The sequence below is a fragment of the Collinsella sp. CLA-AP-H1 genome, from assembly GCF_040092945.1.
Classification (GTDB): Bacteria; Actinomycetota; Coriobacteriia; order Coriobacteriales; family Coriobacteriaceae; genus Collinsella.
Genome location: NZ_JBBNKO010000002.1, coordinates 37661 through 58361, shown reverse-complemented (window position 1 = coordinate 58361; position 20701 = coordinate 37661). Strand labels below are relative to the sequence as shown.

Genomic DNA, 20701 nt, shown 5'->3' with positions numbered 1-20701 from the left:
TCCGGCGATATACATTCCATTTAGGTTGCAACCTTGTACATGTATGGGCAAGTATATACTTATGAGCGTTTACGACCCAACTCAACTACGCAAGAAGGCACCCAATGGACGCAGTTTTTTCCTTTTTGTTTGGCACCCGCACCGGTTTTGCCATCCTTTTCGCCGGCGGCATCCTGTTATTTGCGATTCTTGCCTTTGTAATGGAGAAGCGCACCCATAAGATGTACGTCGACCGCGGGCCCAAGTCCGAGGATGAGGAAGACAGCTTCTGGGACTAACCTGCCAAAAAGGGACAGGTTTATTTTGGTCGGTTTTATCTGGGCAAATGCAAGCGCCCCGCAGCTGGAATTGAGCCAGTTGCGGGGCGCTTTTCGTGCATGCGACAAAACCGCAGGAAAAACCTGCCAAAATATACCTGTCTTTTTTGGTCGGTTTTATTGGAGAGTTGCGTCAATTGCCTTGACCAGGGCGCTGCGCATGCCGGCGTCCTCGAGTGCAACGACGCCCTTGATGGTGGCACCACCGGGCGAGCATACGGCATCCTTCATCGCCGCAGGATGCTGGCCAGTTGCAAGCTGCAGCTTTGCCGTACCCAGCACCATCTGGCTCACAATGCGATAGGCATCGGCACGCGGGATACCGTGCTTGACCGCCGCATCGCCCAGGGCCTCGATTGCCATGGCGACAAATGCCGGAGCGCAACCACCCACCGTGCCGCCCACAAACAGCAGGCTCGTATCGAGCTCGACCACCGCACCGAGTTTGCCAAGCAGATCAAGCACCACTGCGCTCTGCTCATCACTAAGCGTGGAAGCCTTCTCGCAAGCGATGACGCCCTCGCCCACCGAAACCGGTGTGTTGGGCACCGTCGAGATATGCGCGACGCCCGGCAGGACCTGCTCCCACTTGGCACTGTCCCAGGTCCAGGCAACCGACAGAACGACCTTTTTGGCAAGAGCATCCTTGAGCGGGGCGAATACCTTCTCGATCATGTACGGTTTGACCGCAGCGACCACGATATCGGATGCGGCGACAACCTCGGCGGCATCGTGGCAGGCGACCATGCCGCGCGCCTCGCAGCGCTCAACCAGTGCGTCGTAGCGACCCGCGCAGGCGCACATGTCGCTCGCAGCTACACCGGCAGCGATCCAGCCATCGGCCATAGCGCTCGCCATATTGCCAAAACCGACAAATCCAATCTTCATATCTCATAGTCCTTTCAGACACATTCCTCAAAACGAAAGGTATTGTCCCACGCCATTGTTTCGTATTGCCGACCTATTTGTGATACGGCTCGCCACGACTGATCTTGCAGGCACGGTAAATCTGCTCTAGCAGCACCACACGCGCCAGGTTATGCGGCAAGGTAATGCGTCCAAAGCTGAGCATCTCGTCGGCGCGGGCGCGCACGTCATCGCTCACGCCGTCCGATCCGCCGATTACAAAGGCGATGTCGCTGCTGCCTCGCAGCATAAGATCGTCGAGCCTCGCCGAAAACTCCTCGCTCGAGCGCTCGTTGCCCTCAATGGCCAGCAGGATCACATGCGCTCGAGACGGCAAGGCAGCAAGAATCGCCGCCCCCTCCTTGTCGCGCGCGGCATCCACGCCGCCCGCCTTAGCCGGGTCGATATCGGCCACCTCGCGGATATCAACCTTGGCATAGGCACCTAGGCGCTTGGTATACTCAGCGCACGCGTCCTTCCAAAAGCGCTCCTTGAGCTTACCGACGCAAACGACGGTGTATTTCACGCGCGTTTACTCCTTCGAATCGTTTTGAACTTTGCCGGCGGTCAGCATCTGCTCGAACATCGAGGCCGACTGCGAAAAGTCACTCGGCAGCACGACCGTCGAGGTTTTACCCGTGCGAGCGAACTCCGTCATCATCTCGGACCACTGCGTAAACATGAACAGTTGGTTGGCCTCGTCATTGCCGACACCCGTCTCCTGGATGATCTCGAGCGAATCTTTGATACCCAGCGCGATGGCTTTGCGCTGGTTGGCGATGCCCTCGCCCGCCTTTTCCATTGCCTCAGCCTCGGCGGTCGCCTCGGTGACGCGCTTGATGCGGTCGGCCTCAGCGAGCTCCTGTGCCGCGGCGCGCTTGCGCTGGGCAGCGTTGATGTCGTTCATGGAGTTCTCAACCTCGGTCGGCAGTGCGATTTTGGTGATGAGCGTCGACACGAGGGTGAAGCCGTAGGCGGCCATCTGCTCGGAAACGGTAGCGTTGACATCCTTGGCGATGTCATCCTTCTTGGCAAAGACCTCATCGAGTGTGTAGACGGGGATCGAAGAGCGCAGGGCGTCGGTGATGAAGTCACGCATCTGGTCGACGGGCTCCTGCAGCATGTAGTAGCTCTTGTAGATACCCGAATCTGCCGGGCCGGCGCCCATGTCATAGCTCACGTGGTACTGAGCAGAGACCTCAAGGCCGATGGTCACGTTGTCCTGGGTCTTAACGTCGATGCCAAAACCGTTTTTCATGGTGCGCAGACTCACCGTGGCGGCCTTGCGGTCGATCACGGGCACCTTCATGTGGAAGCCCGCGTTGACGATGCGGTTAAACTTGCCCAGGCGCTCGATGATCACGGCATGCTGTTGTTCAACGACATAGCAGGCGTTGGGAAGCAGCAGCAACAAAATGATGATGGGAATCAAAAGGCTGGTAAGGGCGGCGATGATACCGGACAACAGCATGGTCTCTCCTCTGATAGGCATACGTTGGCACTAGGATACCCGTCCAAGGAGATCGTGCATAACAAAAAAGCCCCCATTGCTAGGAGCTCTTTCATTTAATGGTGCGGGCGAAAGGACGTCCGCGTATCCGCTTCGCGGATCCGCACCGGCTTCGGCCGCCTGCCGGCGTCCTCGCCAGCTCGCTAAAAACGCTCCGCGTTTTCTTTACGCTCGCTCCTTCACAGGTTCAAGTCCCTGTGATGGGCCCATAACAAAAAAGCTCCCATTGCTGGGAGCTCTTTCATTTAATGGTGCGGGCGAAAGGACTTGAACCTTCATGGGGTTGCCCCCATACGGACCTGAACCGTACGCGTCTGCCAATTCCGCCACGCCCGCGTGCAGGAATTAGAATAACGGAGCGCCACCACGAACGCAAGAACTATTTTTGAAAAAGTTTGCGAGCATTTTCCCAAGCGGCTTGCGCGATTGTTTCGGCATCCTCACCAGTGCGATCGACACGGTCGTTAACCAGCGCGTTTGCCGTAATGGAGATCATTGCGGGCTCGCATTCAAGACCGCGGATGGGCTCCGGAGCCATATACGGGCAATCCGTCTCGAACAAAATTCGATCGAGTGGGGTTGCCGCAAATGCCTCGCGCACGTCGTCGTTGCGCTTAAAGGTGGCCGCACCACCATAGGCGATATAGCAGCCCAGCTCCACAAAGCGCTCCATCGTGGCGCGGTCCTCGCCAAAGCAGTGCAGCACACAACCGGCCTGGGGCACGCCCACCTCACGAAGCACGTTGTAGGCGTCCACGTGCGAGGTGCGCTCCTGGTCCGTGTCCTCGTGACGCAGATGTAGCTCCACCGGCACGTTACGGCACACGGCAAGCTCGAGCTGGCGCGCCATGCAGTCAATCTGCACGTTATGGGGTGCCGGCGCGATATCGTCGTCATAGTCCATGTGATAGTCCAGGCCGATTTCGCCAATACCGGCGCATAAGGGGTCATCGAGTGCGGCAACGACCTGTGAGTGAACGTCGTCGGTATAGTCCGGCGCGCCATACGGATGCACGCCGGCAAGATACTTGATCTGCGGGATATCCTGCATCGGCAGAATTTCGCGCACGAGCCAGTCGCTATAGTCCGTCACGCTGCGTTTGTCAGCGATGGGGTCGAGCATCGTCACCAACAGGTCGACACCCGCGGCTTTGGCGCGCACGAGCGTCTCGGGCACTTCTTTGCCCCAAAACGAAAGCAGATGCGCATGCGTGTCGGCAAGCGGTGCCAAGGGCACGGGACAAGCAACCGTCTTCTTTTTCTTGGTAAACGTCACGCGTGCGGCATTAGGCATCATGGATTAGCTCCTGGGCCAGGCGGACAAAGTCGGCAACATCAAGCGTCTCGGCGCGCGTAGTGGGCGCGATACCGCAAGCCTCAAAGGCGGCATCGAGCACGTCCTTGGCAAAGCCGTTGGCGCTCATGGAATTACGGATGGTCTTGCGACGCTGAGCAAATGCGGCGTCAATCACGCGAGCCACAAAGTCGCGGTCAAGCCCCTCGGGCAGCGCACCGTCAACACGGTCGATACGCACGACGGCCGAGTCCACGTGCGGCGCCGGCATAAAGCAACGCGGCGGCACCTCAAAGCGACCCGTCACCTGCGCATACAGGCCGAGCTTTGCCGTATAGCCGCCATAGGTCTTGTTGCCCGGCACTGCGGCAATGCGATCGGCAACCTCCTTTTGCACCATGACGACGGCACGCTTGAGCGCCGGCATCGTCTGGAAGAACTGCAGGATGATCGTCGCCGCCACGTTATAGGGCAGGTTCGCGACAAACACCGTCGGCTCACCGCCCGCAGCCTGCTCAATCTGCTCCGGGCCCACCCTGAGCGCGTCGCCCATGATAAAGCGGAAGTTGGCATAGTCGGCGGCATAGGCGTCGAGCACCGGCTCGAGCTCGGGGTCGGCCTCGATCGACGTGACGCACGCCGCCTCCTGCAGCAGCGCAAGCGTGAGCGTACCAACGCCCGGGCCAACCTCGAGCACGCGCTCATCGCCCGTGAGCTCGGAAAGCTCGCAGATGCGCTCAATCACATGGTTGTCGATCAGAAAGTTCTGGCCCAGGCGATGCTTGGTCGCAAGGCCAAACTCCTCCAGCAGCTCCCTTGTTGCCGTGGGGTTTGCCAAAGGCGAAGTTGTCATAGTTGCCTCCTTAGCATGATGGCGGCGTCTTGAAACAAAAGGGCATGGACCGTTGCGGCCATGCCCTTACATCTAAACAGCAAATTGCCGATATGGCGCGGCGTCTTAGCCCAGACGCGGGAACAGCGGCTCACCCTTCTCAACGGGCTGACCACCGGCAAGCAGGCCCCAAGCGCAAATGCCCTTGAGGTCGTCGCTCGCGGCCTCGTTCTCACAGGACAGGCGGCGCAGGGCCTCGACGGAAGTCTGAGGCATGAGCGGCATCAGCAGGTGAGCGGCAATGCGGATGGCCTCGAGCAGGTTGTAGATCACGAACGCCAGCTCGTCAGCCTTGGCCTCGTCCTTGGCAAGCGCCCAGGGCTCGGAGTCCTCGATGTAGTGGTTGGCAGCATGGATGAGCTCCATGACCTCATCCTTGGCTCCGCCGTAATCGAGCACGTCCATCTTGGCCATGTAGCGCTCGACCAGACCATCGGCAATCTTTGCCAGCGGGTTGTCGAACGCATCGAACGATGCGGGCTTGGTGGGCGCGCAACCATCAAAGTACTTGCCGCTCATGTTGAGCGAACGTGAGATGAGGTTGCCCCAGCTGTTGGCCAGGTCGGCGTTGTAGACCTGCTCCATGCGATCGAAGCTGATGGCGCCGTCGGTACCGGGAACGACGTCGGTCATGAAGTAGTAGCGATAGCCCTCGACGCCCAGCATGTCGATAACGTCCTGCGGAGCGATGGCGTTGCCGCGGCTCTTGGACATCTTCTCGGCCTTGCCAGTCTCGGCATTGCGCACGGTCAGGAAGCCGTGGGCAAAGACGTGCTCGGGCAGGGCCTCGCCGATGGCCATGAGCATGGCGGGCCAAATGACGCAGTGGAAGCGGATGATGTCCTTACCCACGATGTGGAACTGCGCGGGCCAGCGATAGGCCAGCTCGGCACGCGCCTCGTCGGTGTCGACACCGTAGCCGACGGCCGTCATATAGTTGAGCAGTGCATCGAACCACACATACGTCACGTGGCCCTCGTCAAACGGGACCTGAATGCCCCAGTCAAAGCTCGTGCGGCTCACGGATAGGTCGTTAAGGCCGCCCTCGACAAAGCTGCGAACCTCGTTCATGCGGAACGCAGGCTCGACAAAGTCGGGGTGCTCGTCATAGAGCTTGAGCAGCTTGTCCTGGAAGGCGGAAAGCTTAAAGAAGTAGGACTCCTCCTGCACGCGCTCAAGCGGACGGTGGCAGTCGGGGCACAGGTGCTGGCCGACGCTGCCGTACTCCTCGTCGCCCTTCTGGACCTGTGTATCGGTGAAGTAGGTCTCATCAGGCACGCAATACCAGCCGTCGTAGCTGCCCTTATACAGGTAACCGGACTCCTTCATGCGCTCCCACAGGTACTGCACGGCATGATGCTGGCGCGGCTCGGTGGTACGAATGAAGTCGTCGTTGGAGATCTCGAGCTTGCTCCAAAGCTCCTTGAAGTGCGGAGCCTGGCTGTCGGTCCACTCCTGCGGCGTCATGTTGTGCTTTGCTGCAGCCTCGGCGACCTTCTCGCCGTGCTCGTCCATGCCAGTCAGGAACTTGACGTTATAGCCGGCTGAGCGACGATAGCGAGCCTGGACGTCGGCGATGATGGTGGAATAAGCCGTGCCCAGATGCGGATCGGCGTTGACGTAGTAGATGGGCGTCGTGATAAAGAACGAAGGCTTGGTTTGATCCATGGGGTCTGTCCTCCAGAAAAACGTTGCATACAGGGGATGATTCTAACGCAAGGGCTGGATATCCTCCATCTATTGCATATCGAGCACCATGGCATAGACATCGCGCTTGCGGCGCGAATACTTCTGAGACAGGCGCTTGGCCACCGCAGAGGCGGGCTCCCCCTCCTCGAGCGCGACGCGGATATCCTCGCGCAGGGCCTCGTCGGGATCCGCCGCCGCGGCGCCAACCGGCATGATACCGGCCTCCTCATCCTCGCTCGGCGGCGCGATGACCAGCGCAATCTCGCCCTTTACCTCGCCGCGGGCACGCAGCTCCTCGGCAAGCTGGGCAGCGGGTCCGCGCAAGACCTCCTCGTGCAACTTGGTGAGTTCGCGGCAGACGGCAACCTCACGCTGGGGAAAAACCTCTGCCACAGCCTCGAGCGTCGCCACGATGCGATGTGGAGACTCGTAGAAGATGAGCGCGCCGGGCACCACGGCAAGGCGCTGCAAGCGGCGCACGCGGTCGCCGTGCTTTCGGCCCAAAAAGCCCTCGAAGAAAAAATGCTCGCAGGGAATGCCGGACGAAACGAGCGCCGTGACGCAAGCAGAGGGCCCGGGAATAACTTCGACGGGCACATCGGCCTCACGCGCCGCCTCGACCAGCGCCTGGCCGGGATCGGACACGCTCGGCATGCCGGCGTCCGAGGCAAAGGCGAGGGTCTCCCCCGCCAGCAGACGGTCGACCAGGCCGGCGGCGCGGCTGGCGATCACATTCTCGTCGCAACGGACAAGCGGCTTGGAAATGCCCAGGTGCATCAGCAGCTTTGACGTCACACGCGTGTCTTCGCAGCAAATGGCATCGGCGGCGGCAAACGCCTCACCAACGCGCGGGGACAGGTCGCCCAGGTTGCCGATGGGCGTGCCGACCACATAGAGTTTGCCCGTATGGGCGCTGTTTTGCGTCATATCAACCTATTCAATCATGCCGCGTTCGAGCGTACCGAGCGCCGCGCGGGCGTCCCATGCTGCAATGCGCTTCTCGGTCTTCCACGTTTGGAAGAACCAACCGGCAGCCGGCGCAAACGAAGCCAGCTGGTTGGCGATAAACACGCGCTCGTAGGCATTGCGGCCCTCGGGCGTAACCGACGAGTTGGCAAAGATCGCCGCGCCCGACCATTCGCCCACCAGCACGGGGAACCCAGTCGAAATCGCTTCTTTAAGCTCGCGCTTGTTGCGCGAAATCGCCGTCGTCAGCCCGCGGGGGCTCGTGATATCGAGCGCATACTCGTCGCGGTAATGGTACAGGTGAAGGTCCATGTAGACGTTCTTGTACTTGGCGCCGCGCATAAAATGCTTCCACTCGCTGGGATGCCCCGAAGACGAAAAGACGACGATCTTATCCTCGAGCATATACGAACGGACGAGCTCGTAGGCATCGCGATAGAAATTGCGCAGGTAGTGAGCCGGAATGCCATCCGTCATGGCAAAGAGACTCTTGCGGACACTCATCTGCGGCGTATCCAGCAGCTCAATGCCCAGCAGGCTCTCGGCCTCGCCGTAACGCTCGGCCAAGCGCTCGAGCACGTCGAGCGCGACATGACGGCCGTTAGTGGACGAATGCCACTCGGCAACAGCCTCCGGCGTGGCGGGCGAATCGTTGGAATCGCCCTGGCCACCGGGCACCGTCGCCAGATCGAGCAGCACGCGGATGTCGTACTTGGCAGCCCACTCAATCGCGCGGTCGATGTAATCGACAACCGAGATGTAGGAGGCATCGGACTCCTGTGAGCCAAAGGCATACCAAGGCACCGGCAGGCGCACGGCGTTGAGGCCGATCTGCGCCATGCGACGGAAATCATCCTCGCTCACAAACGTCTCGTAATGACGGCGCATGCGCTCGTTATAGGCGGCGGTGCCCATGGCCTCCTGCAGCTCGGCCGCATTGGATGCACCGGTCGCCGCGTATAGCGACGGGGTCACCCAAGGCTCGGGAATAAACCAGCCAGAGAGATTAACGCCGAGTATCCTCTCCATCACTGCCCCCTTCGGATCGTGCAGGCCGAGCCTGCATCGTATTGCATAGGAAAAGTATCGTTTTGAGTATACCCGCGCGTGCGGACAGACGACCGAACGGTCTGTAAAGTGGCGCAAAAGCGGGAGGAATGTCTGAGCGGGCGGGCCCGAGATGTGCACGCACGTCGGAAGTAAGCGCCGGAAAACGCATCCCACTCTGAAGCCAAATTCCGGGACGCAGTTTCCGCAGAGCCCTCGATAAAAGAAAAGGACCCCTTTGCAGAGGTCCTAGTCAATTCAAGGTGGCGGGGAAGGGAATCGAACCCCTGACACGAGGATTTTCAGTCCTCTGCTCTACCAACTGAGCTACCCAGCCATTTGAGTTGTGCCTTGTTTCAAGGCTTGATTAGTATAACCAAGGACGCGTTCCGGTCAACCGAGAATTTTAAAAAAGTTTTTGAGCACAGCCTCGGTTCTATAAATCGGCACGTCAGAGGCATCAGCCGGCAGCAAGAAGTTTTTCACTCAGAGCCGCACGGGCAAACTCACTTGGCGTCATCCCCTCGGCAGCCGCCCGTCGACGAATGGCCTCCTTCATTCCCAGAGGAATCTTGACCGACAGCGTTGCCGTCCCCTCACCTGAGAGCGGGGGCCGTCCATGCACGATCCCACCAACGGTGCGTTCGCCATCCGGAAACTCTCCGCGCTCGTACGACTCGCACCACGCGTCAATCATTTCATCCGTTACAACCTGACCATTAGCGGCCGTATACGTCTTGCCCATCATCGACCCCTTTGCCGAGCCTGTTCAATCTCCTGCCAAAATTTCTTCTGGACTGGAGACAAGGCATGAATGATAAGCCGCCCACGGACAAGCTCGACCGCGACAAGCTCCACGCTTCGTCCGTCTGGGAGCCATCCAATCGCAAGCCATCTCGGCGGCTCGTCCTTCGACTCGCGACGAATGCACTCAGTAACCGCAAGCCAAGCGCTAAGCACCTGCTTTTCCGTCAGGTGCTTTTTAGCGTTGGGATGAATCTCAACATCCATGCATCTTCTCCTCCATCTTACCCAATTTCGTATGACGAAAGTCCACTGTCGCCAATTCTTAAGCCGGCACGCGTTGGAGAGCAGGGGTCGAAACAATGATTGAAGGACGCTCTAGTACGGCCCAGGCGCCGGGGCAGGAGCACATGCGCCAAGGGCGGACGTTTTCGTAGCGCGCGAGGATATTGCCGTCGCGATCGATGAAGGCGATGTCGATGGGATAGGCCATAAAACACGTATGGACCGAAGAGCAGCGTGGAAACGCCATGACGAGCGGCAGGCCGTTGGCGGCAACCGGACGCCGTCCCAGCATGCCGCGCAGGCGCACGACAAACGACTCCGCCACCGCAAACTCGGCCGGCGTCCAACCCAGCCTGTTGAGTGCCCGCGCGTAGGCGATGTAGGACGAGACCGCGGTCACATGACCACCCCCGGACGCCATGGATCGACCGTCACCGCACGCTCGTGCGACAACGTTGTCGGCGCCCCCAGCGGAACGCCAGCGATGCTGAGAGAAGTCGGCCACGGCTCATAGTGCATGGTGCAGGTGTAGGTCCTAAACGTACCGGATAGGGAGAGCAGGCCACCATCCGATGCCTCCGCGCCTTGCTCGCTCGACACTTCGATCTGCAAGTCATAGCCTTCCATGGCATTCAGAATTTGAGTCTGAACCGTCGCCGAGGCATCGGCAGAGCTCTCGTCACCCTCCCCGCCCGGCGCCACAGCGTGCGCCAGCACGATGTCGGGCACCACGCGGTCGAAGCGCGCGACAGCGCTGGCAAAGATCATAACGTTGTACACGATGAGCGCCAGCACCAGCAAAACGGGCGTAACCACTGCCATCTCCACCGTCGCTTGGGCGCGCTCCTCGCGCAGACGCATGCGGATACTCATTACGACCCACCGCCCAGAGCGCCAACCAGCGTGGCGACATCGACGGTGAGCGGGATGGAGCCGCCGCCGGGCAGAGGAATCTCCGCAAGTGTGAACACCGTACCGCTAATGGTGCGTTCGACTTGATATTCCAACGCCTCGCAAAGCGCCTTGGGATCGGTCACGCCCAACGGAATACTTCGCAGTTTGTCTTGCGCTTGAGAGAGACCCGCAATGTCAGACCCCGGACTCTTAATGATATTGGCGGAATCGGTCAGCACCGGCTTTCGCAGGCGCAAGTCGCACGGTTCCAAACCCAGCGCCGCCACGGACGCCGAAACGGTATCGCCGAGCCACGATGCGATGGAGCCCAACGCGCCGCTGCCCCCTCCTAGGCCTTTAATCATCTCGTCCATAAGTTCGTCGGCTGAGCCTTGGATATCACCGTATCCCACGAGTAGCCGTCCCCAAACATCCATGACGCCGTCGAGCACGCCGGCAACGCCGCCCGAGCGTTCCTTCAATGTCGAGAAAAACCGCGAGAGAACGTTATTTTGTGCCGTCGCATCATCGGGCGCGAGCACTGCAGCAGAAATTGCACCACGATCGCCAAGCTCAACTGCCGTGTTAAACGAAGAGTTGAGCTCGTCGGGACTGGAGATGGCGCCCGAGACCGCAAAGGCGACCACGCCGTTGCGACCGGGCGGGGCGATGCGCGGGCGCTCACCGGAAAGTTCTTTGATGGCGGTATCGAACGCATTGCCCGCACGGTCGGCTTCGTCCTCAGTCTGACGCTCGAGCTCAAGCTCCTTGTTACGACAGTCGACGTAGTCCTCCAGGGCGTCTTTAAACTTGTCAAAGTGATACTCGAAGCCGTTTTCGATAGAGGTTGAAGGCGCCGCAACAGCACCAAGCGCCGAAACGCCAAAATGGCATTTGCTGCATTTATCCTGTCCATCGTAATCGGCAACCGAAGCAAATCCGCTCGGCGTTCCTTTCTTATAGTTAGGGCAGGTCGTCCCGTAATGCAAATACGCCTTGTCATCGTTCACGCTAGTCGGCCACACCGCATCGGTATAGAGTTCCGTCGCCCGAACCTCATCAGAGTTGCGCGGCAGCAGCGGAATATAAGAGGAAACCCTGTCTCCGTTCTCGGTTATATATGCCCGATCGACCTCAGCGCTCGCATAGGTATAAAACGCCTTACGCGCCGCAGACTCTGCCTTCATCTCGACACTCGAGCCTTGGGGCTTCTCATTTGTCAGACGCCGATGGTAGTAGTCCTTCGCGCGATCAAGGGCAACTTGAGGCTCCCACGTAACGCTCGATGAGTAATGCGGATTTTGAACACCGGAGAGATCCGTTAGGCTTTTTGCACGCTCCCACATACACGAACAGCTGCCGACCGAACCTTTATCCGACCCACCGCAATCCGCTAGCCAGGCGCGCTCTTTGGCCTTCGCCGTCTCCTCCGATGCTTTTTGCAGTTCCTCGGCCGCGCGCTCCAGATCTTCCGACGCATCTTTAATGGCATCGGTCGAGATTTCGGATCCTTCGAGCGCAACAAAATCCGACTCGGATGTCCTGGGCACGGCAAGCGCCGTACCGGTATAGGTCACGCCGTCGGTATCCTGCGCCGATACTGCCTGCATTGCGCGCGCGGCAACCAGGTACGGCAAAGCGGTCTCGATCTTTTGCAGGCCCTTTGCCGCGCTTTTGGCAAACTTGTTACGCGTTTTAATGATCTGGGTCCCTGTGTCGATGATATCACTGCCGACAACCTCGGCGCCCGGAATGAGAATGGCAACCAAGCCGGTGCCGATCGTGGCAAACCCCGCCAGGCCCAAACTCAAAATGCTCGCATCGACCACCGTGGCGGCTGTGTGATAGGACGACACCACGTTGGCGCCCGCCAGCGCGCCGCTATCGGCCGCCACCTGGGTGTCTCCGGCGCGTGACATGCTCCATATCGCCGCGGTCGACGAAAACAGCAGCGTAAGCACCACCAGAATGACAACCGCAGAGGAGAGCGTGGTATAGGCACCGTCTTCGATAAACAAGTCGATACCGGCACGGCCCATAAAGCCGCCCCGCCTGCGGCGAGCGCCTGGTCGACGGCGGGCCGCAAACCTTTGCGTCACCCGCAGCAGGCAGCGCCTAATCCCATGCAGCAATCCATGAATCATAATCTCCCTCCAGCCATTCGGGACGCGATCGATACGAGACGTCGACCTTGAGCTCGACATAGCCGCCCTCACCCGCACTGCCCATGGCCTGCACAAATGCACCGATCACGGGCAGCGGCTTAACCTCGCCGGCAACAGACACGGACGAAACGCCGCCGGCACCGGCCCGCCCCAACTCGATATCCCACGACAGCGGCCCGCCGGCATGAAAAATCGAGACGTTGGGCACCGCGGCAAGTCTGCGGCGAGTGAACTCCTTAAGGTCATCGTCGTTCTCCACCGTCGTCGTGGTCATAAGCCGCGCGGTCTCGGCGGCGGCAGACTCCATGACCGCGCGCGTATAGAGCAGGCACACCGGCTGCAACGCGAGCAAGATAAGCGTCAAAAACGTCGGCAGCAAAAAGGCGGCCTCGACCGTAGACTGCGCCCGATCCTCACACGCGATATCAATACAGAGCGATGTCCTTGGCACCCGTCGCGGCGTCGATAACCGACGATGGGGCGACGCCATGAGACGCTGCCCGCTCGACCAATGCCGCCAAGCGCCCATCGGTGCCAGCGCGCCAAAGCCCCGCAATCGCCAGCACAATCGACAACAGCGCCACGGTGACGATGGCGTATTCGACGGTCGACTGAGCAGATTCCTCACGCAGGACATCATGCATTTCACGACCCCTCCTTTGACTCCGTTGTTTGCGGAACCAGACGCACGGCACGCAGGCGGCACGAGGCATCGCCGGCATCCGCGGCAACCGTCACCATGTCGACCCAGCCTCGCCCATCGCGCACGATGGCGCCCCATACGTTGCCCTTAATATCGAGATAGCCACTCAGGGCGAGCTGGGCCGTGGGCACCTCGCGGTAGGCGCGCAGCAGGTCTGCCGCTGCCTCGGTCATCGGCCGGTCCTCGGACCATGCGAGCCGAACCGCAATCGCGTTGTCTGCAGACGGCTCCGTCGCACTGGCCGCCCGCTCATCGAGTGCCCGCAAAAAGGTCTGAGCCGTGACGGCGGCATTCTGACCGCCCATAGCCCCCGCGCCTTCCGCTTGTGACACCGCCGCCGAGCCCGATCCCAAATCGGCAGTAGCGCCTGGACGCTGCTGCCGCGCAACACCCAGCCCCCAAAACGTCACCGCTATTGCCACGAGCAAGCAAACGAGCACCAGCGGCGAACCAACAGGCCGCCTGCCTCCTACAGGCTGTTGATGCCGTCTTTGATCGCGTTCCATAGTTCTTCGACTTTGCTCTTAAACGCGACGATGGCGATAATCGCGATCACTACGAGCACGCCGACCAAGATGGCGTATTCGGTAGTGCCCTGCGCGCTCTCCTCCCGCAACAGCGCCTTGGCACGCTGGCAAGCGCGGATTGCCCGGCAAAAAGCCCAGCTCCAAGCCTTGCCCGCAATGTCGGTCATCGTGTTCATGTATTCCTCCCTACATCATCCCGCCTGCTCCCAGCAGCGGGCCCAATATGGACAGAAGCAACGCCGGCAAGATGAGCGTGCCGGTGGGAATCAGCAACTTGACCGGTGCGCGCTCGATCTCGCGCTCGACTGCGGCGCGATGGGCCGCACGGATCTCGCGACTTTGAGCAGCCAGCGTCTCGGCCAGCGGAGCGCCCAGGGCAAGCGCCTGCCCCACCGTGATGGCAAAGGTCTCGAGCGCCCTCACGTCCAAATCACGCGCGGCAGCCAACAGCTCGGCCTCGCGCGTCCCCACGCCCACCTGCCACGCCATGCAGGCTCGCTCAAGACGGACGGCCAGCACCGACCGACGATTGGCACAGAAAATCTCGAGCGCCGCGTCAAACGAAAGGCCGGCAGAAAGCCCCAGGCGCACCACGTCGATCATCTCGGACACCTCACCGAGCGACACCCGCGCCGGGCCGCCCGCCCCAATCGCGCCCTTCATTCGCGCGGTCAGGGCATCAATCACCGAGCAGCCCGCAGCAATGACCAGTACCGCCTCACGCTTGCATGTCTCTGCAATCTTGCGAGCATCCGCACGCTCCAAACCCGTCGCGGCAAATACGCTCAGGGCGCACAGACAAGCCGCGACCCCGACCAGGGCGCTCATAGCTCCACCCGCATAATGCGCCGGATAACTACCAGGGCAACGACGTTGAGGGCAAGTCCCAGCACCACGGCGCCCGCACCAGCCGGCGTCGCAAGACCACGGCGAAAGTCTGCCGAAAGCAAAGCCAGTACCGCGCACATGCCCGCCGGCATCGCCGCGACCATGTGTGCCGACATACGCGCCTGTGACGTCTTAACGTCCAGACGGCGTTTGAGCTCGATGCGCTCACCCACCATGCTCGACGCCTCGGACAGCAAGCCGGCAAGCGGAGCCCCGGTACGCTGCGACACTTTGAGCGCCAAGGTGACAAGCGAAAGGCCGGGGGCATCGATGCGAACGAGTAGGTCATCGAGTGCGTCGGTCGCCGAGACACCGCAATCGATTGCCGCCGCCACCCGCAAAAACTCGGTATGAACCGGCTCTTGCGCATGGGCGCCCACAAAGCGCATGCCCTGTGCCAGCGAATGCCCCGAGGCAAGCGACATGGATAACGCTGTGAATGCCTCGGGCATGGCCTCTTCTACATCATGCTGTTCGCGTCGGCGATCGAAGGTGTCACGCGCGGCGCCCACGCCAAACGGCGCCACCAGCCCCAAGAAAAAGCCGATGGGCGACAACGATGCAACGGCCAGCAAGACGCTGCAGATACCGCTCGAAAGCAGCAGAAATGCCAGACGAGCCGCGTTATCCTCAATAGCAAGCCCAAGGCGATCTGCGGGGATCAGCGACGCCCACGAGCGGGCAGTCTTTGTCAGCAGGTCGTTTTCCGTCAACTCACGGGGCAGCTTCTCCGCCATCGATTCGAGCGTCTGGCGCGCCAGCTCCGCCGGCGGCCTCCGCGGCACACGAGGCCCTGCCCCACACGCCGTCGCGACAGAAAGCCCCGCCAAGCCCCCTACGACGAGGGGCATAGCGATCTCCATTCGTCCACCTCCTCTTGCGTGAGCGTTCCCGACCGCAAGCCCTCCGCAATAAACGGCGGCTCGCGATCGAGCGTCCAAGTGCGTTCGGCGGCATCGAACGTCACGTAGCGTTCGAGCTCAACACCGCCCGACGCGCCGCGGTGAACCCCCGAATATGAGGCCACAAACCGCCTGCCGTCTGCATGACGCTCGGACATCACGATGCCATCGAGCGCCATGGCGATCTGCTCTTCGATAAGCTCACTCGGCAAATCGATGCCGTAGCGCGCAAGCAGCGTCAGACGAACCACGGTCTCCTGCTCGGTACCCGCATGGAGCGTGGTGAGCGAGCCGTCGTGGCCCGTGTTCATGGCCTGCAGCATGTCGCAGCACTCGGCACCGCGCACCTCGCCCACGACGATGCGGTCGGGGCGCATACGCAGAGCATTGGTCACCAGGTCGCGGATCGTCACCGCACCCTCGCCCTCGATTGACGCCTCACGTGCCTCCAGACGAACAACGTGTGGGTGATGTGCAAACTTGAGCTCGGCGGAATCCTCGATCGTCACGATGCGCTCGCCGGTGGAAATCTCGCACGACAACGCGTTGAGCAGCGTGGTCTTGCCCGACCCCGTGCCTCCCGCAACCGCCAAGTCCTGCCGTAACGACACCGCGCACGACAGCAGCTGCGCATACCAAAGCGGCAGTGACCCCAACCCCACAAGCTCGTCCAACGAACAGATACGGTCCGAGAACTTACGGATGGTGAGAATCGGTCCGTCAATCGCCACAGGCGGAATCACCGCGTTGACGCGATAGCCCGTTTTGAGGCGGGCGTTGACGATGGGACTGCGCTCGTCGATACGGCGGCCAAGTGGCGAGATGATGCGGTCGATAAGCACACGGATCTGCTCATCATCCTCAAACGCATGCTCGATGGGGTACAAGACGCCGCCGCGTTCAAAGAAAGCCGAGCGGCAGCCGTTGATCATGATTTCGGTAACGGTGTCGTCCTCGATGAGCGGCTGCAACGGCCCCAAGCCCACCACGTCATCCAAAATCTCGTCGATGATAGTCTCGCGCTCGGGCGTCGCGAGATCGGTCGGCTCCTCAACATTGAGCGCCGCCTCCACCGCAGGACGCAATTCCGAGCGGGCAAGTGCCGGGTCGATATAGGCGCTGATACGCGCCACTTCGTCGTAACCCATGCGGTCCATCACGGCGCGCTTGGTGCGTCGTTTCACCGCGCGGCGACGCCCCGCATCTACAGGCGCTGCCGCCGCTGCAGCGCCAGCAGCCTTAATCCTCGTTTGCAGGCTCATCGCTGATCACCCTCGCGCGACCAGGGAAGGCGAATACGCGGGCGTTCGGTGCGCATTGCACGGTCGGCGACCATATCGCTCCAAGGGCCGACGGCGCACCCCAGTTCCACGAGCATCTCGCGCGTGGCCTCGCGCACGCTGGTCGCAAAAGCGCTGGTCTGCCCCACTGCCTCGTCAGCGCGCCCAAACGCCATGAGCGCGGCGAGATCCTGCCCGCCATCGGCGATACGAATCTTGGAGCTCAACGCACAGGCAATCTCAAAGCGCATGGCGACGTCCTCGTCTGCCCCGCGCGCACCGAACCGGTTGAACACGGCGCTCATGCGCGTGCGCGGCACACCTACTCGACTTGCCAGTTCAATGACGCGCGACGCCGATGTCGCGGACGACACCGCCGCATCGCCAACGACCAGGCAACGGTCGCTCGCCGCCACCGCAGCCGCCACGGCATCGCCCCAAAAGACCGAGGTATCGATAAAGACCACGTCGGATTCGCGACGCAGGACATCAAGCAATAGCTCCACCGGACGTGCCATGAGCTCGGCTTGCTCGGGCGCCGCGACGGGACCCCAGAGCGTAACGCCCGGCGCCACGCGCATCGATGTGGCTACGATATCCGGCTCGGTGAGCGCGCCCGCCGCCGACGGCTCGATAAGTGCCGCCATATCGCGCGGAGCATCGACGCCTAACAAGTCGTAAAGGTTTCCAAACATCAGGTCCAGGTCGAGCACGGCGGCACGCAAGCCCAACAGCGACGATGCGTGTGCCATGGTGGCAACGATCGTCGACTTGCCGCAACCGCCCGAACCCGAAATGGCGCAGATGACCGGAGCTCGATGCTGCGGAGCGGCAGCGTCTGCCGGCGGCATCGGAGGCGGCGGGGCGGGCGTCGGCGACAGCGTCCCCGTCTCCCCCGCCGCAACCACACGCTGCGTCCAAGCCGGCATGGCGGCTTGTTCGGTCTGCAAGGCAGGCTCGTTCTGTGCAATCTGCTCATGCTGCATCAGCGACAACTCGCCGCACCCGGCAAAGCCCTCAACTTCGTCGAGTTCATCCGCCAGATTCACGCCGTGCACGTATCCCATATCTACAGCCGGGGAGTCGCCAGCATGCTGTGCCGGCCCTCCAGCGTCATCGTATACAAGGGGGTTCCGGGGGCGCCGACCATGCTCGGCTTCCGCTTTTCCATAATCATCAACACGCGGGCCTCTTGTAGCGCGAGGCGCCCCGGGTTCCCTATCAACAAAAGCATCGGGCTCAATCGTCATGCGCCGATCGGAATCAACCGCTCCCTCGCCCGCGCGCCCGTTGCCGCATATACTGTGCGCAGCGATGACCTCGGTCGCCCCCGCACGAAACAGTCCCTCGATATCCGACGGATCGAGCACTTCTATCAACACGACCACGCGACTCACGCGGCCTTCGGCCGTCAGGCGCGCAACAGTCTTGCGCACATCTTCGATATCAAACAGAGACGCCGCGATGATGGCAGCCCCGCGGCGCGACGGAAACGCCCGCGCCATGGAAACCAGCCCGTCCAGGTCACCCACGCGAAGCACCTGTGCACCCGCATCACGGCCCTCGACTTCCCGCTGCAACAGCCCGTAATCGCCGCACGCGCAGCACGCAAGCCAGATCGCCTTCATCACTCGTCGCCTCCGCTCTTTTTGCCGCGCGCCGTGGCGGGAATCGTCAAGCTGACCGTTCCCTTGCCCGAGGCTCCCAGCAGTTCCTTGACGTCTTCGGGGTCAGCCGCCAGCGTCACCCATTCGATCTTGCCCTCGCGCGTGGCACCGGAATTCTCACTGGTATCGATCACGTGCGCGCCGCACAGTCGATCGGTTACGCCATCTTTTTGCACATACACGTCCACATAGCTGCCCACGCCCGTGGCACCGCCGACCGAGTGCTCGGCATCGACCGCCACCGAAACGGCGACCTTGCCCTTAGGCACCTCGAGCTTGTGGCTCTCGGCCTTGGTGTAGACATTGCAGATCACGGCGTTTTTGGGAATACGCGAAGTCGTCACGTCGCCGCGCACCTGGCGCAGCTCGGTCGCCGCGTCACGCGGCAGCAGACTCGTCAGCCATTCCTGGGTTATGACATTGGTCTCATCGAGGGTCTCGCCCACATCGATATCGCGCGCCGCGACGCATACCTCGACGCGATCGCCACCGTACTTGGCCAAGGTCTCAGCCTGGACCTGTTCGGCTTGCGAGCGGATCGACGAGCCGTAAACCATGCAGAGCAGAGCAGCGAGCACGCCCGCGACCAGACTGATGGCGATGCGCTTGCTCTTGTTCACGGCCGCTCCTCTCATGGCAGTGCCGGGCGAATGCCCGTACCACCATTGTCTGGGCGGTCAGAGCGCAAAGCGGCGCAATCGCGATCTTGGTTTTCGATGTCAAACCAATCGCTGACCAAAAGCTGACCAGCCCGTCAAGCTCGTGGCAAGGTTTTGGCCAGCACGTCAGCAAACTGCATGTTTCGAGGCTTTTCCGCAGCAAAAAAGCCGTCTCCCGAACAGTTGGGAGACGGCTGTCATAGGAAAAATCAATTACAGATGGACATCGGGATCGAGCATTTGAGCACTCACGCGCATGGATGACGCCAGGTTTTGGAACGTTTCCAAACGCAGACTGTCGATCTGCCCGGCGTCCTCGGCCTCGCGAACGGCACAACCCGGCTCATGGGTATGCGTGCAATCGCCAAACCGGCACGCGCGCGATGCCTCGACAATCTCGGGGAAGGCGCGCGCCAGACCCCGCTCGTGACCCACGAGCGGTAGACTGCGCAGGCCCGGGGCATCGGCGATCACGCCGGCGTCGCCCGGCAGCGCCACCATCACGCGCGCGACGGTAGTGTGACGGCCCTGGTCGTCGCGTTCGCGCACACCGCCGGTCGCCAACGTATCGTGGCCCAGCAGTGCATTGAGCAGCGTCGACTTGCCGGCACCCGACTCGCCCAGGATCATGGCGCAGCTCCCGGCAGGCACGCAGGCACGGACCTCGTCCAGGCCGCGGCCCTCGGCAGAGGACGTCACGATCACGTGCACGTCCGGACCCACCAGGCGGCGCACGCGGTCCAGATCGCGCTCGAGCTCCTCGGCATCGCAGCGGTCAGCTTTGGTAAGCACCACCACCGGCTCGGCATCGCAGTCGAGCGCCAACACCAGCGAGCGCGCCACGCGGTCGAGCAGCACCTCACCGGCACCGAGCGCCTGCACGATTAGCACGCTATCCACGTTGGAGCAGAGCACCTGACGCTCTCCGCGGGCACGGCCGCGCCAACGCTCAAAGCTCGTACGGCGCGGCAGAACGCACTCAATCACGCCCATATCGTGCCCGGGAGCGCGGCGCACCGCCACACGGTCGCCCACGGCGGGCAGCAGCACCTCGTCCTCGCCGCGCGACTTGGCAAACCCCACGGCATGCTCGGCACGAAAGGTATCGTCGGCCGTCGCCACCAGCGGAAACCCGCGATCTAAGCGCACCACGGCGCCAAGCTGCATCTGCTCGGGCTCCTCAGCATGTGCGCAGAAATCATCAAAGGCAGTCTGCTGGGTTTCATCGACCGGCAGGTCATCAAACGCCGGAACGTCCTGCAGCGCGTCAAGCCCCGGCACGCTTGCCAGCAGCTCCTCGGCAGATGCGGGGGCCTCGGTCGCAAGCTTCCGACGACGATCGCGCTTAGCCCGCGCCCCCGTCGTC

General features: G+C 61.6%; 24 protein-coding genes and 2 tRNA genes. 1 reads left to right on the top strand and 25 read right to left on the bottom strand.

The annotated features are described in order from the left end of the window. Positions 1-104 precede the first annotated feature (104 nt). Complete coding sequence (locus AAAV44_RS01695) at positions 105-278, top strand: DUF6724 family protein (protein ID WP_006235069.1); 174 nt, start codon at positions 105-107, stop codon at positions 276-278. A gap of 156 nt (positions 279-434) precedes the next feature. On the opposite strand, the gene proC is transcribed toward AAAV44_RS01695, so the two are convergent. The 25 genes from proC to rsgA form a co-directional block, all read right to left on the bottom strand. Then, a complete protein-coding gene (gene proC, locus AAAV44_RS01690) occupies positions 435-1205 on the bottom strand; it encodes a pyrroline-5-carboxylate reductase (RefSeq protein WP_055285927.1) in 771 nt (256 codons plus the stop codon). A gap of 73 nt (positions 1206-1278) precedes the next feature. After that, the gene (gene rlmH, locus AAAV44_RS01685; RefSeq protein WP_349114238.1) at positions 1279-1749 is read right to left on the bottom strand and encodes a 23S rRNA (pseudouridine(1915)-N(3))-methyltransferase RlmH; all 471 of its coding nucleotides are present in this window, start codon (positions 1747-1749) and stop codon (positions 1279-1281) included. A 6-nt stretch (positions 1750-1755) separates the two neighbouring features. Beyond that, the gene (locus tag AAAV44_RS01680) at positions 1756-2694 is read right to left on the bottom strand and encodes an SPFH domain-containing protein (RefSeq protein WP_270226098.1); all 939 of its coding nucleotides are present in this window, start codon (positions 2692-2694) and stop codon (positions 1756-1758) included. A gap of 288 nt (positions 2695-2982) precedes the next feature. Continuing rightward, positions 2983-3069, bottom strand: a tRNA-Leu gene (locus AAAV44_RS01675). A 43-nt stretch (positions 3070-3112) separates the two neighbouring features. After that, positions 3113-4030: a TatD family hydrolase gene (locus tag AAAV44_RS01670; protein ID WP_349114235.1), complete on the bottom strand. Its 918-nt coding sequence runs from the start codon at positions 4028-4030 to the stop codon at positions 3113-3115. Further along, a complete protein-coding gene (gene rsmA, locus AAAV44_RS01665; RefSeq protein ID WP_349114234.1) occupies positions 4020-4880 on the bottom strand; it encodes a 16S rRNA (adenine(1518)-N(6)/adenine(1519)-N(6))-dimethyltransferase RsmA in 861 nt (286 codons plus the stop codon). The genes AAAV44_RS01670 and rsmA overlap by 11 nt, the downstream gene beginning before the upstream one ends. Before the next feature lie 105 nt (positions 4881-4985). Next, entirely contained in the window at positions 4986-6587 is a 1602-nt protein-coding gene (gene metG / locus AAAV44_RS01660; RefSeq protein ID WP_349114232.1) for a methionine--tRNA ligase, read from the bottom strand. A gap of 69 nt (positions 6588-6656) precedes the next feature. After that, entirely contained in the window at positions 6657-7535 is an 879-nt protein-coding gene (gene rsmI, locus AAAV44_RS01655; protein WP_349114230.1) for a 16S rRNA (cytidine(1402)-2'-O)-methyltransferase, read from the bottom strand. A gap of 6 nt (positions 7536-7541) precedes the next feature. Further along, on the bottom strand, positions 7542-8603 hold the full coding sequence (locus AAAV44_RS01650; protein WP_349114228.1) for a cellulase family glycosylhydrolase: 1062 nt from the start codon (positions 8601-8603) through the stop codon (positions 7542-7544). Between the two features lie 282 nt (positions 8604-8885). After that, positions 8886-8958, bottom strand: a tRNA-Phe gene (locus AAAV44_RS01645). Between the two features lie 123 nt (positions 8959-9081). Then, a complete protein-coding gene (locus AAAV44_RS01640; protein ID WP_349114226.1) occupies positions 9082-9366 on the bottom strand; it encodes a hypothetical protein in 285 nt (94 codons plus the stop codon). Continuing rightward, on the bottom strand, positions 9366-9632 hold the full coding sequence (locus tag AAAV44_RS01635; protein WP_349114225.1) for a hypothetical protein: 267 nt from the start codon (positions 9630-9632) through the stop codon (positions 9366-9368). The genes AAAV44_RS01640 and AAAV44_RS01635 overlap by 1 nt, the downstream gene beginning before the upstream one ends. A 58-nt stretch (positions 9633-9690) precedes the next feature. After that, the gene (locus AAAV44_RS01630; protein WP_349114224.1) at positions 9691-10050 is read right to left on the bottom strand and encodes a DUF192 domain-containing protein; all 360 of its coding nucleotides are present in this window, start codon (positions 10048-10050) and stop codon (positions 9691-9693) included. Next, the gene (locus AAAV44_RS01625; protein ID WP_195363289.1) at positions 10047-10523 is read right to left on the bottom strand and encodes a hypothetical protein; all 477 of its coding nucleotides are present in this window, start codon (positions 10521-10523) and stop codon (positions 10047-10049) included. Before AAAV44_RS01625 ends, AAAV44_RS01630 begins: the two co-directional genes overlap by 4 nt. Then, the gene (locus tag AAAV44_RS01620; protein ID WP_349114223.1) at positions 10523-12688 is read right to left on the bottom strand and encodes a hypothetical protein; all 2166 of its coding nucleotides are present in this window, start codon (positions 12686-12688) and stop codon (positions 10523-10525) included. Before AAAV44_RS01620 ends, AAAV44_RS01625 begins: the two co-directional genes overlap by 1 nt. Beyond that, complete coding sequence (locus AAAV44_RS01615; protein WP_349114222.1) at positions 12660-13199, bottom strand: TadE family protein; 540 nt, start codon at positions 13197-13199, stop codon at positions 12660-12662. Before AAAV44_RS01615 ends, AAAV44_RS01620 begins: the two co-directional genes overlap by 29 nt. Then, complete coding sequence (locus tag AAAV44_RS01610; protein WP_195234242.1) at positions 13135-13353, bottom strand: hypothetical protein; 219 nt, start codon at positions 13351-13353, stop codon at positions 13135-13137. Before AAAV44_RS01610 ends, AAAV44_RS01615 begins: the two co-directional genes overlap by 65 nt. Before the next feature lies 1 nt (position 13354). After that, positions 13355-13717, bottom strand: a complete 363-nt coding sequence (locus AAAV44_RS01605) for a hypothetical protein (RefSeq protein ID WP_349114221.1) — start codon at positions 13715-13717, stop codon at positions 13355-13357. Between the two features lie 164 nt (positions 13718-13881). Further along, positions 13882-14115: a hypothetical protein gene (locus AAAV44_RS01600; RefSeq protein WP_349114219.1), complete on the bottom strand. Its 234-nt coding sequence runs from the start codon at positions 14113-14115 to the stop codon at positions 13882-13884. Between the two features lie 10 nt (positions 14116-14125). Beyond that, on the bottom strand, positions 14126-14767 hold the full coding sequence (locus AAAV44_RS01595) for a type II secretion system F family protein (protein ID WP_138339730.1): 642 nt from the start codon (positions 14765-14767) through the stop codon (positions 14126-14128). Continuing rightward, positions 14764-15690 (bottom strand): type II secretion system F family protein, encoded by a 927-nt coding sequence (locus AAAV44_RS01590; RefSeq protein WP_349114217.1) that lies wholly within the window; start codon positions 15688-15690, stop codon positions 14764-14766. The genes AAAV44_RS01595 and AAAV44_RS01590 overlap by 4 nt, the downstream gene beginning before the upstream one ends. Then, positions 15663-16991 (bottom strand): CpaF family protein, encoded by a 1329-nt coding sequence (locus tag AAAV44_RS01585; protein WP_349114216.1) that lies wholly within the window; start codon positions 16989-16991, stop codon positions 15663-15665. The genes AAAV44_RS01590 and AAAV44_RS01585 overlap by 28 nt, the downstream gene beginning before the upstream one ends. Further along, positions 16988-18637 (bottom strand): P-loop NTPase, encoded by a 1650-nt coding sequence (locus tag AAAV44_RS01580; protein ID WP_349114215.1) that lies wholly within the window; start codon positions 18635-18637, stop codon positions 16988-16990. Before AAAV44_RS01580 ends, AAAV44_RS01585 begins: the two co-directional genes overlap by 4 nt. Next, a complete protein-coding gene (gene cpaB / locus AAAV44_RS01575; protein ID WP_227790272.1) occupies positions 18637-19296 on the bottom strand; it encodes a Flp pilus assembly protein CpaB in 660 nt (219 codons plus the stop codon). The genes AAAV44_RS01580 and cpaB overlap by 1 nt, the downstream gene beginning before the upstream one ends. Before the next feature lie 252 nt (positions 19297-19548). Then, entirely contained in the window at positions 19549-20628 is a 1080-nt protein-coding gene (rsgA, locus tag AAAV44_RS01570) for a ribosome small subunit-dependent GTPase A (protein WP_349114386.1), read from the bottom strand. Positions 20629-20701: the final 73 nt, after the last annotated feature.